This window comes from Phytobacter sp. SCO41, assembly GCF_003073275.1.
Lineage (GTDB): Bacteria > Pseudomonadota > Gammaproteobacteria > Enterobacterales > Enterobacteriaceae > Phytobacter > Phytobacter diazotrophicus.
The window spans coordinates 5,216,626-5,230,994 of record NZ_CP027225.1 but is presented as its reverse complement, the minus strand read 5'-3'; the positions used below and the strand labels follow the sequence as shown (position 1 = coordinate 5,230,994).

The 14,369-nt window shown below is 53.9% G+C and carries 14 protein-coding genes; 8 read left to right on the top strand and 6 right to left on the bottom strand.

Annotation, left to right across the window (positions count from 1 at the left end):
- Nucleotides 1-109: 109 nt before the first annotated feature.
- From malG to malE, 3 genes are all read right to left on the bottom strand, one after another.
- Nucleotides 110-1,000 carry a maltose ABC transporter permease MalG gene (gene malG / locus C5523_RS25410; RefSeq protein ID WP_039077937.1) on the bottom strand — a complete coding sequence of 297 codons (891 nt, stop codon included), beginning with the start codon at nt 998-1,000 and terminating at the stop codon, nt 110-112.
- Nucleotides 1,001-1,014: 14 nt separating this feature from the next.
- Nucleotides 1,015-2,559: a maltose ABC transporter permease MalF gene (gene malF, locus C5523_RS25405; protein WP_108702197.1), complete on the bottom strand. Its 1,545-nt coding sequence runs from the start codon at nt 2,557-2,559 to the stop codon at nt 1,015-1,017.
- A gap of 189 nt (nt 2,560-2,748) precedes the next feature.
- Nucleotides 2,749-3,939, bottom strand: a complete 1,191-nt coding sequence (malE, locus tag C5523_RS25395) for a maltose/maltodextrin ABC transporter substrate-binding protein MalE (RefSeq protein ID WP_039077922.1) — start codon at nt 3,937-3,939, stop codon at nt 2,749-2,751.
- A gap of 369 nt (nt 3,940-4,308) precedes the next feature.
- Between malE and malK the strand changes: the two genes are divergently transcribed.
- The 5 genes from malK (at nt 4,309) to ubiA (ending at nt 9,470) form a co-directional block, all read left to right on the top strand.
- Entirely contained in the window at nt 4,309-5,418 is a 1,110-nt protein-coding gene (gene malK / locus C5523_RS25390) for a maltose/maltodextrin ABC transporter ATP-binding protein MalK (RefSeq protein WP_039077921.1), read from the top strand.
- Between the two features lie 109 nt (nt 5,419-5,527).
- The gene (locus C5523_RS25385; protein WP_108702196.1) at nt 5,528-6,838 is read left to right on the top strand and encodes a maltoporin; all 1,311 of its coding nucleotides are present in this window, start codon (nt 5,528-5,530) and stop codon (nt 6,836-6,838) included.
- Between the two features lie 108 nt (nt 6,839-6,946).
- Nucleotides 6,947-7,912, top strand: a complete 966-nt coding sequence (malM, locus tag C5523_RS25380) for a maltose operon protein MalM (RefSeq protein WP_039077919.1) — start codon at nt 6,947-6,949, stop codon at nt 7,910-7,912.
- 179 nt (nt 7,913-8,091) lie between these two features.
- A complete protein-coding gene (ubiC, locus tag C5523_RS25375) occupies nt 8,092-8,589 on the top strand; it encodes a chorismate lyase (RefSeq protein WP_039077918.1) in 498 nt (165 codons plus the stop codon).
- A gap of 11 nt (nt 8,590-8,600) precedes the next feature.
- On the top strand, nt 8,601-9,470 hold the full coding sequence (gene ubiA, locus C5523_RS25370) for a 4-hydroxybenzoate octaprenyltransferase (RefSeq protein ID WP_071194361.1): 870 nt from the start codon (nt 8,601-8,603) through the stop codon (nt 9,468-9,470).
- A gap of 116 nt (nt 9,471-9,586) precedes the next feature.
- Here ubiA and plsB read toward each other — a convergent pair whose 3' ends face one another.
- On the bottom strand, nt 9,587-12,007 hold the full coding sequence (gene plsB, locus C5523_RS25365; RefSeq protein ID WP_039077916.1) for a glycerol-3-phosphate 1-O-acyltransferase PlsB: 2,421 nt from the start codon (nt 12,005-12,007) through the stop codon (nt 9,587-9,589).
- 130 nt (nt 12,008-12,137) lie between these two features.
- Here plsB and C5523_RS25360 point away from each other — a divergent pair, with 130 nt between their 5' ends.
- On the top strand, nt 12,138-12,506 hold the full coding sequence (locus tag C5523_RS25360) for a diacylglycerol kinase (protein WP_039077915.1): 369 nt from the start codon (nt 12,138-12,140) through the stop codon (nt 12,504-12,506).
- 108 nt (nt 12,507-12,614) lie between these two features.
- Nucleotides 12,615-13,229, top strand: a complete 615-nt coding sequence (lexA, locus tag C5523_RS25355) for a transcriptional repressor LexA (protein WP_039077914.1) — start codon at nt 12,615-12,617, stop codon at nt 13,227-13,229.
- Here the strand turns inward: lexA and C5523_RS25350 are convergent.
- On the bottom strand, nt 13,204-13,392 hold the full coding sequence (locus tag C5523_RS25350) for a hypothetical protein (protein WP_071194358.1): 189 nt from the start codon (nt 13,390-13,392) through the stop codon (nt 13,204-13,206). The genes lexA and C5523_RS25350 overlap by 26 nt on opposite strands.
- Before the next feature lie 97 nt (nt 13,393-13,489).
- On the opposite strand from C5523_RS25350, the gene C5523_RS25345 reads away from it, so the two are divergent.
- Nucleotides 13,490-13,699, top strand: a complete 210-nt coding sequence (locus C5523_RS25345) for a CsbD family protein (protein WP_039077936.1) — start codon at nt 13,490-13,492, stop codon at nt 13,697-13,699.
- Nucleotides 13,700-13,806: 107 nt separating this feature from the next.
- Here the strand turns inward: C5523_RS25345 and zur are convergent, their stop codons facing one another.
- Nucleotides 13,807-14,322, bottom strand: a complete 516-nt coding sequence (gene zur, locus C5523_RS25340) for a zinc uptake transcriptional repressor Zur (RefSeq protein WP_039077912.1) — start codon at nt 14,320-14,322, stop codon at nt 13,807-13,809.
- Nucleotides 14,323-14,369: the final 47 nt, after the last annotated feature.

The window sequence follows — 14,369 nt, the reverse complement described above, 5'->3', positions numbered from 1 at the left end:
GCGTTGGCTACACTCGTTCACCCCGGTCACTTACTCCAGTAAGCTACCGGTGACTCTCTCATTTGCCGCCTTCCTGCCACGCGAATTATTTAGAGTATGACGATGAAAATTAACCTTTTACACCGCCTGCGGTGAGGCCGTTAACCAGCCAACGCTGCGCAAGCAGGAAGACAACCGTAATCGGGATTGCTGACAGCACCGCAGCGGCTGCAAAGTCGCCCCACAGATAGTTTTGCGGGTTGAGGTATTGCTGCATGCCAACGGCCAGGGTGTAGCTGTTGACATCGCGCAGTAGCAACGAGGCTACTGGCACTTCGGTGATCGCGGCGATAAACGACAGAATGAACACGACCGCCAGAATCGGTACTGACAACGGCAACAGCACAAGACGGAATGCCTGCCACGGCGTTGCGCCATCCAGCGCTGCCGCTTCCTCCAGCGAGTTGTCGATCGTTTCGAAATAACCTTTAATCGTCCAGACGTGCAGGGCGATGCCGCCCATATAGGCGAAAATAACCCCGCCGTGCGTGTTCAGGCCGATAAACGGAATGTACTGGCCCAGACGGTCAAACAAGGCATACAGAGCCACCAGCGACAGCACCGCCGGGAACATCTGGAAAATCAGCATCCCTTTCAACAGCGTCGCTTTGCCAGGAAAGCGCATACGGGCAAAGGCATACGCACAGGTAGTTGAGAGCGCCACTACACCGATGGCGGTAATCGCTGCGATCTTGATGGAGTTCCACAACCACAGCAGCACCGGGAAGGGGGGCGGCGTCACACGGCCATCGGCGTGCTCCACGCTAAAGCCCAGCGCCAGTTTCCAGTGTTCCCACGAAATGCTTTCCGGAATCAGGCTCCCGGTGGCGAAGTTGCCTTCACGCAGAGAGATGGTGATCACCATCAGCAGCGGGAACATAATTGCGGCGATAAATACCAGCAATAACAAATGGGTAACGAATAACCTTAATTTTTGCGATTTCGCCTGGACCATTGCCATAATCATCGCCCTCCTTAATCAAATTTCATGCGTGTGGCTTTCAGGTTGATGATGGCAAGCGCGCCAACCAGCAAGAAAATCAGCGTGGCGATAGCGGCCGCGAGGCCAAAATCTTGCCCACCGCCACCCTCAAAGGCAATGCGGTAGGTGTAGCTGACCAGCAGGTCGGTATAGCCCGCAGGCGTGGTGGTGCCGATACGGTCCGGGCCACCGTTGGTCAACAACTGAATCAACACGAAGTTATTAAAGTTAAAGGCGAAACTGGCGATCATCAGCGGCGTGAGCGGCTTGATCAGCAGCGGGAAGGTGATGCGGAAGAAATTCTGGAACGGCCCGGCGCCATCCATTGCCGAGGCTTCATACAAATCGTCCGGAATCGCTTTCAGCAGCCCCATGCACAGAATCATCATGTACGGATAACCGAGCCAGGTGTTGACGATGATGATCATCGAACGTGCTGTGGTCGGGTCGCTAAACCACGCCGGTTTGATACCAAACAGCGCGCTCAGCATCATGTTGATCTCACCGAAGCTCTGGTTAAACAGCCCCTTGAAGATCAGAATGGAAATAAAGGACGGCACGGCGTAAGGCAGAATCAGCAGGACGCGGTAGATGGCCTTGCCTTTCAGCGATTCCCACTGCACCAGACAGGCCAGTACCATGCCGACGGCGACGGTCAACACGACGGTTAACAGCGAGAAGACCACCGTCCAGACGAAAATCTCAATAAACGGTTTCTGGATACCTTCATCGGTAAAGACGCGCATGAAGTTATCCCAGCCAATGGTCACGGTGTAGCCTGGGCTGAGCTTTTCATCGCCCCAACTGTTATCAGCGTTAATAGCCTGATAGAAACCGAGAGTGTTATTAGGACGGTATTTCACACCGCTCTGCTTGTTGGTGAGCGTGCCATCTTCCGCCATGCTGTACAGCGGCGTGGTACCAGAGAACTGACGCAGTGAGCTCATCACAACATTGCTGTTATCTGGCAATACGGCGGTAAGCTGGTTAAGCGCGGTGCGGTTTTGCGTGACGTCACGCAGGGTGCCACGTTCGCCCGCAGGCAGGGTATCCGTCTCTTTTAAGACGATTTTTTGCTCGCCACCGAGTTTAAAGGCGTCCGAAAGATAGTTTTTGCCGCTTTCACCGTCGGTCAGCGCCAGTCGCCAGCTTCCCTCAGCCGGGAAAAGCACAAAGTTATAGGTTTTTCCCGCCTGATAAGAGCGGTCCATCAGCACCTGCTGCGCGCGTTCTTGCGTGAGCTGGTGGGTGCTGCTGTAGTTCGTGAACGCAATGGCGATGGTACAAATCAAGGGAAACAGGACAAACAGCCCCATCCCGGCAAGGCCTGGATAGACATAGCGCCAGGCGTAGGTTTTACGGTTCGCAAAAATGTACAGGCCAGCCGAGCTTAAAATCAGCGTCGTGATGGCGAAAAGATATTCCCCTTGTGCATACATTAAAACTACAAGGTACCCCACCAGTAAGCCCAGCAGACCTATCACTGACCATTTCAGCGCGTCACTTTGCCACCAGTGCTTCTTTTTAATGACATCCATGGGGGAGTTTCCTCTTTACACTTCATCCTTCGCGTTGCCTCTTTGTTGGCTGCGGATGCGCACCCCAGTCACTTACTTTTGTAAGCTCCTGGGGATTTGCATCCTTGCCGCCTCGATGCAACACGAATGATTTCGTGTAAACAACGTATTTAACAATCCTTACTTCCTGAGAAATAAGGGACTACAGTCTTACTTAGTAATACGACCCTGTGCGTCTTTCAGCGCGGCATCGACGGTCTGACGACCACTCACTGCGTTGATCACGGCGGTGCGGGTGGCGTACCAGAAGGCGGCCATCTGCGGAATGTTCGGCATGATTTCGCCTTTCTGGGCGTTATCCATTGTTGCCGCGATACGTGGATCTTTCGCTAACTGGTCCTGGAAGGATTTCAGTGCTACCGCGCCGAGTGGTTTGTCTTTATTCACTTCATCCAGACCCTGATCGGTCAGCAGGTAGTTTTCCAGAAACTCTTTTGCCAGTTCTTTATTCGGGCTGGCGGCGTTAATACCGGCACTCAGCACACCAACGAACGGTTTGGACGCTTTGCCTTTAAAGGTGGGCAAAGAGGTCACGCCGTAGTTGATTTTGCTCTTATCAATGTTGCCCCACGCCCACGGACCGTTAATGGTCAGCGCAGTTTCGCCTTTGTTAAACGCGGCTTCGGCGATGGAGTAATCCGTATCCGCATTCATATGTTTGTCTTTGATGAGCTTAACCAGGAAGCTCAGACCCGCTTTCGCGCCAGCGCTGTCCACGCCAACGTCTTTCACGTCATATTTGCCGTTTTCAAACTTGAAGGCGTAACCGCCGTCAGCGGCAATCAGCGGCCAGGTGAAGTACGGCTCTTGCAGGTTGAACATCAGCGCGCTCTTACCTTTCGCTTTCAGCTCTTTATCCAGCGCCGGGATCTCTTCCCAGGTTTTTGGCGGGTTCGGCACGAGATCTTTGTTGTAAATCAGTGAGAGGGACTCCACGGCGACCGGGTAGGCGATCAGCTTGCCGTTATAACGCACTGCATCCCAGGTGAACGGGAATAGCTTGTCCTGGAAGGCTTTATCCGGGGTCACTTCCGCCAGCAGGCCAGACTGTGCGTAGCCGCCGAAACGGTCATGAGCCCAGAAAATAATGTCCGGGCCATCGCCGGTCGCTGCAACTTGCGGGAATTTCTCTTCCAGCTTGTCCGGGTGCTCAACGGTGACCTTAATACCGGTATCTTTCTCGAATTTTTTACCCACTTCGGCCAGGCCGTTATAGCCTTTGTCGCCGTTGATCCAGATAACCAGCTTACCTTCTTCAATCTTTGCGAGGGCAGAAGCGGAGAACATCATCGTCGTCAGTGCGGACAATGCGAGGATGCGTGCGCCTGTTTTGAATTTCATATATCCCGTCCTTTAGGTGATGTGCTCGTGGATATGTTTGGTGGTCTAACGGGGTGTAGTCTCCTTTGTTGGCAAGCGCTTCTCATCCTCCTTACCCCTACGCCCCTGGGTCGATTTGTGTGATCTCTGTTACATAAAGTTTCTTTATGTGTGTCAGCGCACATAAAAACACACCGATTTTTGCCGTCTGCGTCACGAAAATCGCCTCAGCCCCCGGCAACGCGGGGCAGACTCGTCCCTCTCATCCTCCCGTCTCCTCCCCCATAAAAAAGCGAGGGGGTGGAGGATTCGCCAGCGTTATCAATAGCCCATAGTCAGCCCATCTTGAATGTTTCTGTAAGTGACAGGTTGTAACGAAGGGAGAGGGGCATGGCGAGCGTACAGCTGCGGAATGTAACGAAAGCCTGGGGCGATGTGGTGGTGTCAAAAGACATCAATCTCGACATCCACGAAGGAGAATTCGTGGTGTTTGTCGGTCCGTCAGGCTGTGGGAAGTCGACGCTGCTGCGCATGATTGCGGGTCTGGAAACCATTACCAGCGGCGATTTGTTTATTGGCGATGCTCGTATGAACGATATCCCACCCGCCGAGCGCGGCGTAGGCATGGTGTTTCAGTCTTATGCACTTTATCCGCACCTTTCTGTGGCGGAGAACATGTCATTCGGCTTAAAGCTGGCCGGGGCGAAAAAAGAGGTCATCAACCAGCGGGTCACCCAGGTCGCAGAAGTCCTGCAACTGGCGCATTTGCTGGAGCGTAAACCGAAAGCCTTGTCTGGCGGTCAGCGTCAGCGCGTGGCAATTGGTCGTACGCTGGTGGCAGAACCGCGCGTTTTCCTGCTGGATGAACCGCTTTCCAACCTCGATGCCGCGCTGCGTGTGCAGATGCGTATTGAGATTTCGCGTCTGCATAAGCGCCTCGGCCGCACGATGATTTACGTCACCCACGATCAGGTAGAAGCGATGACGCTCGCTGACAAAATCGTGGTGCTGGACGCCGGTCGCGTCGCGCAGGTGGGTAAACCACTTGAGCTTTACCACTATCCGTCAGACCGCTTTGTCGCCGGGTTTATTGGTTCGCCAAAAATGAATTTCCTGCCGGTGAAGGTAACGGCCACCGCCATTGAACAAGTCCAGGTCGAGCTGCCTAACCGCCAGCGGGTCTGGCTGCCTGTCGACAGCGCCAATGTGCAGGTCGGCAGCAATATGTCACTCGGTATTCGCCCTGAACACCTGCTGCCAAGCGACATCGCTGATGTCACCCTGGAAGGCGAAGTTCAGGTCGTCGAACAGCTAGGCCACGAAACGCAAATTCACATCCAGATCCCCGCCATCCGTCAAAACCTGGTCTACCGCCAGAATGACGTGGTGTTGGTAGAAGAGGGGGCCACATTCGCTATCGGCTTGCCGCCAGAGCGCTGCCATCTGTTCCGCGAGGATGGTACGGCCTGTCGTCGGTTGCATAAAGAGCCGGGCGTTTAAGGTCTCCCATTAAAAAAGCAAAACGCCAAACCGTTCGCGGTTGCAGCCAACGAAGAGGCAGCCCGAGAGGTGAGGTGTTTAAAGAAAAGCAATGATCTCAGGAGATAGAATGATGACTACTCTGCGCAAAGTTCCACTGGCAATCGCCATCGCCGCGGGCATTTTGTCTGCCCAGGCGGGCGCTGTCGATTTTAAAGGCTATGCCCGTTCGGGTATTGGCTGGACCGGCAGCGGCGGCGAGCAGCAGTGCTTCCAGGCCACCGGTGCTCAAAGTAAGTATCGTCTTGGTAACGAATGCGAAACCTACGCCGAACTGAAACTGGGCCAGGAAGTATGGAAAGAAGGCGACAAGAGCTTCTACTTCGATACCAACGTAGCCTACTCCGTTGCCCAACGTAATGACTGGGAAGCGACCAGCCCTGCGTTCCGTGAAGCCAACGTTCAGGGTAAAAACCTGATCGACGCGCTGCCGGGCTCCACCATCTGGGCAGGTAAACGCTTCTATCAACGTCATGATGTTCACATGATCGACTTCTACTACTGGGATATCTCTGGTCCTGGTGCCGGTCTTGAAAACGTTGATGTTGGCTTCGGTAAACTCTCATTAGCGGCAACCCGTTCGTCTGAAGCGGGTGGTTCCGGTACTTTCGCTGACCGTGACTCGCTTGGCAATCGCGTTTACGACAACCTGGTGCCAAACGACGTCTTCGACGTGCGTTTAGCGCAAATGGCTGTCAACCCTGGCGGTACGCTGGAGTTCGGTGTGGATTACGGTCACACTAACCTGCCGGACAAATATGACCTGGCGCCGGGCGCATCGAAAGATGGCTGGATGTTCACCGCTGAACATACCCAGAGCATGATGAAGGGTTACAACAAGTTTGTTCTGCAGTACGCAACAGACTCCATGACCTCTAACGGTAAAGGTATTCCGCAGGGCGGCAGCATCAACAACAACGGTTCACTGTGGCGCGTGCTGGATCACGGGGCAATCAACCTCGCTGACAACTGGGACCTGATGTATGTCGGTATGTACCAGGACATCAACCGTGACGACAACAACGGTACCAAGTGGTGGACCGTGGGCGTACGTCCTATGTACAAATGGACACCGATCATGAGCACCCTGCTGGAACTGGGTTATGACAACGTCAAATCCCAGCGCACCAGCGACACCAACAACCAGTACAAAATCACCCTGGCCCAACAGTGGCAGGCTGGCGACAGCATCTGGTCTCGTCCGGCAATTCGTCTTTTCGCAACCTACGCGAAGTGGGATGAGAAATGGGGCTATGCCAACAGCGATTCCGGTAATGGTTACACCTCTGGCGTAGCGTATCGCGATACTTCCGCGAAAACCTTCAGCCGTGGTGATAACGACGAGTGGAGCTTCGGCGCCCAGATGGAAATCTGGTGGTAATCCTCGCCACCTGACGTACCGAAACAAGAGGGGCGCAAGCCCCTCAATTCTTCGAGACAGTGCGCTATTGCCGGGCGTTAGTTGTCTCTCGTAAAGAAGGTGATAACAATGAAAATGAAAAAAAGTTTCGTCGCCCTGTGCCTGACTGCGGGTTTACTCGCCGCAGCGCCTGGGGTTAGCTTCGCAGATGTTAACATCGTCCCGCAAAATACCACGGCGGCGCCGGCCATTCCGGCTTCCGCACTCCAGCAACTGAGCTGGACACCTGTCGATCAAAGCAAAACACAAACAACCGAACTGGCCACCATGGGCCAGCGCCTGAATGTAGCGGGTATCAGTGGCCCGGTGGCCGCATACAGTGTCCCGGCGAACATCGGTGAACTGACGCTCACGCTCAGTAGTGAAGTGAATAAACAAACCAGCGTTTTTGCGCCCAATGTGTTGGTTCTTGACCAGAACATGTCACCTGCCGCGTACTTCCCCAGCAGCTTCTTTACCTATCAGGAGCCGGGAGTGATGAGTGCCGACAGGCTGGAAGGGGTGATGCGCCTGACGCCTGCGCTGGGCCAGCAAAAAATCTATCTGCTGGTCTTCACAACCGAAAACGATCTGCGCCAGACCACCAAACTGATGGACCCGGCCAAATCCTACGCCAAAGGAACGGGTAATGCGGTACCGGATATCCCCGATCCGATAGCCCGTCACGTTACTGAGGGCGTGGTGAAACTGAAAGTGAAAACCAACAGCGGTTCCAGCGTGCTGGTTGGCCCATTGTTTGGTTCATCCGGACCAGGGCCGGTGACGGTGGGCAACACCGCCGCGCCTGCCACCGCTTATAGCGCACCGGCGGCCGCACCTGCTGCGGTGGCTACCGCGCCGACCTCTGCGCCTGCGCCTGCCGCGAAAAGTGAGCCGATGCTGAATGACACTGAAAGCTATTTCAACCAGGCCATTAAACAGGCCGCCGCAAAAGGTGATATCGATAAGGCCCTGAAATTACTGAATGAAGCTGAGCGTCTCGGGTCTACATCCGCCCGGAAAACCTTTATCAGCAGTGTAAAAGGCAAGGGGTAACCGTCTCCCCGCAATGCTGATGTTTGCAACAACTGGTGCGTCGCCTGACGCACCCTTTTTTCTGGCGCAACGACGCTGTTGCATATCTGTTGCGCTTATGAAAACTGAATGAAGTTCCCCGCACGAGGCAGCCTGTTCTGCGATACAATAATGTGACGTTATGTATTGGAGAGTAAGGCATGTCACACCCCGCGCTTACGCAACTGCGTGCGCTACGCTATTTTGACGCACTTCCCGCGCTCGACCCGCAGCAACTGGACTGGCTGTTGCTGGAAGATTCCATGACGAAACGTTTTGAGCAACAGGGTAAACAGGTGTCTGTGACGCTTATCCAGGAAGGGTTTGTGACGTCCGATATGCTTGATGGCGAGCGCCATTTGCTGCCTGACGATACGCGGTACTGGCTGCGGGAGATCCTGCTGTGCGCTGACGGCGAACCCTGGCTTGCCGGGCGAACCGTGGTGCCGGAGTCTACGCTGACCGGGCCGGAACTTGCGCTGCAGAAGCTGGGTACTACGCCGCTTGGGCGTTATCTCTTTACATCATCTACGCTGACACGAGATTTTATTGAGGTTGGTCGCTATGACACGCTGTGGGGAAGACGCTCCCGCTTGCGCCTGGGGGGAAAACCTCTCCTGCTGACTGAACTGTTTTTGCCTGCGTCACCGCTGTACTAAGAGGAAAAAAAATGGAGTGGAGTCTCTCGCAGAATAAGCTGCTGGCCTTTCATCGACTCATGCGCACGGACAAGCCCATTGGTGCGTTGCTGCTGCTCTGGCCAACGCTGTGGGCACTGTGGGTTGCAACGCCGGGCGTTCCTCCCCTGTGGATCCTGCTGGTGTTTGTGGCGGGGGTCTGGTTGATGCGTGCGGCAGGCTGTGTGGTAAATGACTATGCAGATCGTAAATTTGACGGGCATGTGAAACGTACGGCTAATCGTCCGCTGCCCAGCGGGGCGGTCACGGAAAACGAAGCGCGCGTACTGTTTGTGGTATTGGTGGTGCTGGCGTTTGCACTGGTGTTGACGCTTAACACGATGACCATTCTGCTCTCCGTTGCGGCGCTTCTGCTTGCCTGGGTTTATCCGTTTATGAAGCGTTATACCCATTTGCCGCAGGTGGTGCTGGGGGCGGCGTTTGGCTGGTCGATTCCGATGGCGTTTGCCGCGGTGAGTGAGTCGGTGCCGCTGAGTTGCTGGGTTATGTTTCTTGCCAATATCTTGTGGGCGGTGGCCTACGATACGCAGTACGCCATGGTGGATCGCGACGATGATCTGAAAATCGGTATCAAGTCGACCGCTATTCTCTTTGGACGCCACGATAAGTTAATCATCGGCATATTGCAGGTGGCGGTGCTGGCGCTGATGGTGGCGATCGGTGCGCTCAATGGCTTAGGCTGGCAATTCTACGGGGCGGTTATTATTGCGGGTGCGCTGTTTGTTTATCAGCAGAAGCTGATTGTGAATCGCGATCGCGACGCCTGTTTTAAGGCGTTTATGAATAATAACTATGTGGGGCTGGTACTGTTTATCGGTCTCGCGGCAAGTTATCTGGCGTAATTCACCTCTTCCCGGATGCGGCGTTGCCTTATCCGGGCCACCTCAAGCGCCAGGCTCAGAGTAGCCCCGATAAGCGAAGCGCATCGGGGACATTACTCCCCGATGCGGCCCTTTATTCACTCAGCCTGGGTTGCGCTCTCAATCGTCAAGCGCACATCAGAGGTAATCAGCTCGGCTAATAGCTGATACACCGCCAGCGTCTGCTCAGGCTCGGCATCTCCGGTATCGCTGATATACCCTTCGTCACGCAGCGTCAGCACCAGGGTGCTGAATACCGCCTTATCGAAGAATTCCGGCGCATTGATGCCGTGCAGAACAGACAGACGCTGTGCCAGCGTGCGGCTCTCTTTCTCCAGCGTACTGCGGTTCATTGCCGGATTGGCGCTCAGCAGCCAGAAGGTGATGGCATAGCGTTGCAGCGTTTCGCGCGCACCCGCCGCCAGCAGTTGCAGAGTTCGGGAATGTGCCGGGTTGATATAAAGCTGGCCATCTTTCATGGTAATCAGCCCCTGGCGCAGCAATTCCTGAGCAAGACTTTCCAGCACGCCTGCCAGCTCTTCTTTTTCCCAACGTAAGAAAAGCTCGGCTTTCAGCATCGGATAAAGCAGCTCAACATGGCGCAGCATCTCGTCCTGAGAGATATGACGATGCTGGGTAATAATGGCCGCCATAAGCGAGGGCAACATCAGCATATGCGCAATGTTGTTGCGGTAGTACGTCATCAGAACCGCCTGCTCGCGCGGCAGAATGATGATATCGCCAATCGTGTCTTTCTCTACTTCGAACTTATTCATCTGCAACGCATGCTCAATAAGCGCGTCCGCACTTACGGTGGGTACCGTTGTGTCGGCGGCATAGGGCACATTGCGCATCAGGTTGAGGTAGCAATTCAACTGCTCGGTGAGCTGTTCACGGGTCAGAGAACGCTGGCGAGAGGCCAGAAGCGCGGTACAGCAGAGGTTCATGGCGTTTGCCGCGCCGGCATTGTTAATGCGTACCATCAAATCGGCAGCAATAGCGTTCACCGTCGGCGTCAGCCAGGCAGGACGCACCGCTTCGATAGGATCGATAGACTCGCGCCACTCCGGCACCCGGTGGTTCAGGTAGTTCATCAGCGGGATAGGCTCGCCGAAGTTCACATAACCCTGACCGAGATTACGCAGCTTACTTAAACCGCGTATCATCTGGGCAAAACCTTCTTTCTCTTTCGTCGCGCCACGCAGCTCTTTGGCGTAAGTCCCCACCTCCATGACATGCTCATAACCAATGTAGATTGGCACCAGCGTGATTGGACGGGTGCCTCCGCGCAGCATGGCCTGAATCGTCATAGAAAGCGTGCCGGTCTTCGGATCCAACAGACGGCCCGTACGGGAGCGCCCGCCTTCAACAAAGTATTCCACTGAGTAGCCACGGTTAAACAGTTCACCCAGATACTCGCGGAAAACGGTGGAATAGAGCTTATTACCCTTAAAGGTACGGCGAATAAAGAACGCGCCCAGACGACGGAAAATGGGGCCCGCCGGCCAGAAGTTCAGGTTGATCCCGGCGGCAATATGCGGCGGTACCAGCCCCTGGTGATAGAGCACGTAGGAGAGCAGCAAATAGTCCATATGGCTGCGATGGCAGGGCACATAGACAATTTCATGGCCATCATGGGCGAGCTGACGAACACGCTCCGCGTTATGCACATTAATGCCCTGATACAGACGGTTCCAGGTAAAGCCGAGGATACGGTCTGACAGACGGATCATCTCGTAGGAGAAGTTCGCCGCAATCTCTTCCATCAGCGCAATTGCGTTTTGCTGCGCTTTATCATGGGAGATTTTTTTGCTGCGCGCTTCGTCTTCTACGGCGCGAGCGATGGCTTTGGAGGAGAGCAGCTTATTAAACAGGTCCTGACGGGCAGGTAAACGCGGCCCCACGGCGGCCAGGCGCTGACGGGCAAAGTGCATACGCGCTACGCGCGCCAGTTTTTGCGCAATGGTTTTGTCCGTTCCGTGCTCGGTTGCCATACGACGCAGCGAAACCGGCGGGGAGAAACGCACAAAGCTGTCGCGGCCAAGCCACGAGATCGCGAAAAATTTCTGAATACCGTTTAGCATACGCAGCGGCGGGTTGACCTCGCCCTTTTCGCGACCTGGAGAACGACCAAACATCATCGACACAGGCACCATCTGAACATCCAAATCGGGATGGCTGCGGTGCAGATCGAGATAGTCATGGAATAGCTTGATCGACTCTTCTTTCGGCGTGTACCAGGTAAAGACACGCGGCCCGCCGTGAATAAAGATATAACGCGGCAGCTCTGCTCCGTCGATTTCAAGCGGTTCGAGGGGATCGGGCAGATCGTGTGCCAGACACTGAGCGCGCAAGGTCAGCAAATCTGCCTTCGAGTTATAAGGCAAAACGTACATAATAGGGCGCGACGTATCGAGCCCTAATTCCTGGGCGGGTTCCGCCGGGATAGACTTGCTTTTTACCAGCACGCTTAATGGTAAATTAAGTAATTTGTAGTAAATTCGTGGCCAGCCGGACATAAACGATGTAAAGCCTCTGGTTAATAATGCCATTGCGCGGCAAGAATATCAGAAAGTCCGCAGAATTTCTTTTCTACCTCTATAAGCTTACATAGACATTGACGTTCATTACATAAAAAGGTTGTTTTTGATGGCCAACAATACCACTGGAATTACCCGCATCATTAAAGCGGCAGGCTATTCATGGAAAGGGGTGCGCGCAGCGTGGATTAACGAAGCTGCTTTTCGTCAGGAAGGTGTTGCGGTCGTTATTGCCATCATCATTGCGGCTTTTCTGGATGTAGATGCGATTACGCGCGTTCTGCTGATTGGCTCTGTCGTACTGGTGATGATTGTGGAAATCCTTAATAGTGCGATTGAAGCCGTGGTTGATCGTATTGGGTCTGAATTTCACGAACTCTCGGGGCGTGCGAAAGACATGGGGTCTGCTGCGGTATTGATGGCCATTCTCCTGGCTGTGTTTACCTGGGTTTCTCTGCTGTGGGGCTATTTTCGATAGCGCTTCCAGAAATGCGTTAAGTCCGCGTTTTTTGCTTAATTTTGGTTTCAAAATCGCCTTTAACTGTATATACTCACAGCATAACTGTATATACACCCAGGGGGCGGAATGAAAGCTTTAACGGCCAGGCAGCAAGAGGTGTTCGATCTTATTCGCGATCGAATCAACCAGACAGGTATGCCGCCGACGCGTGCGGAGATCGCGCAACAGTTGGGGTTCCGTTCCCCAAACGCGGCCGAGGAACACTTGAAAGCGCTTGCGCGTAAGGGTGTTATCGAGATTGTATCCGGCGCGTCTCGCGGTATTCGTCTGTTGCTTGAAGAGGAAGAGGATATTGGGCTGCCGCTTATCGGGCGCGTCGCTGCAGGCGAACCTTTGCTGGCGCAACAGCACATTGAAGGGCACTATCAGGTCGATCCTTCTCTCTTCAAGCCTAACGCTGATTTTCTGCTGCGCGTAAGCGGTATGTCGATGAAAGATATCGGCATCATGGATGGCGATCTGCTGGCGGTGCATAAAACCCAGGATGTTCGCAACGGGCAGGTTGTTGTAGCGCGTATTGACGATGAAGTGACGGTCAAGCGGCTGAAAAAGCAGGGCAATACCGTGCAGCTATTGCCTGAAAACAGTGAGTTTTCCCCTATTGTAGTGGACCTGCGCGATCACAACTTCACCATTGAAGGTCTGGCGGTTGGCGTTATCCGCAATGGTGAATGGCTGTAATACCCTTCTGAGCCGTGGCGGCATGCCTGCTGTCACGGTTGCTTGCTTTTACTGACAAAGCTTTAACCTCTTTTTTATCCCTCTGATCCCGCTCGGTTTTGCTCCGCATATCTATTCCGGTAATTTGCTTTCCGATGGTTAAAAATTCCGAATAAAGAATCATGGCCGCTATCCTTAACTACAATAATTATCACGTTCAGGATATTAAGAGCGTAACGAAAGGAATAACGCTGTTCATGACCAATGATGAGGAGACGACGATGAATAAAGACGAAGTCAGCGGCAACTGGAAACAGTTCAAAGGTAAAGCGAAAGAACAGTGGGGTAAATTGACCGACGATGATATGACCATCATCGAAGGTAAACGCGACCAGTTGGTCGGTAAAATTCAGGAACGCTACGGCTACGCCAAAGATCAGGCAGAAAAAGAAGTCGTGGATTGGGAAACGCGGAACGATTACCGCTGGTAGCCTTCACATCCCCCCAATGTGTAAACCCTCAATGGCTACCCTGCCCGAACGGTACATGGATGTACCACCCTCGATTGCCTCACCTGCTTAAAAGAGAAAAATCGCGACTAGCGCGATTTTTTTTTCAACTGAATCGTGTGGTCATGATGACATTTGCCGGGGTGTCGGCACGCTTCAACTTCCGCGCAATCAGCGCATAATCCATGTGCTTCTATGACATTATGGCGCAGCGCAAAACCGCGTTTTGCCGCCAGGGCATGCATGATGTCTTCCACGCCCTCCGCTTGCTCCTCTTTTACCACACCACAACGGTCACAGATAAACATTGCGGACGTGTGCGTTGGCTGATCGAAAAGATGACAAAGTACGTAGCTGTTAGTGGACTCCACTTTATGCACAAACCCTTGCTCTAAAAGGAAATCCAGCGCGCGATAGACAGTGGGAGGTTTGGCCTGCGGCTCTGCCTCACGCAGAAGATCGAGCAGGTCATAAGCGCTGATTGCCCCCTGCTGCAGACTCATCAGGCGTAACACTTCGAGGCGCTGAGGAGTCAGGCGCACATTGCGTTGCACACACAGTTTTTCGGCCTGCGCGAGCATCTCTTGCGAAGTGGACTTATCCATAGGCGTTCTCTCATGAAATGGCAATATGAAGCCCCACTTTACCATGT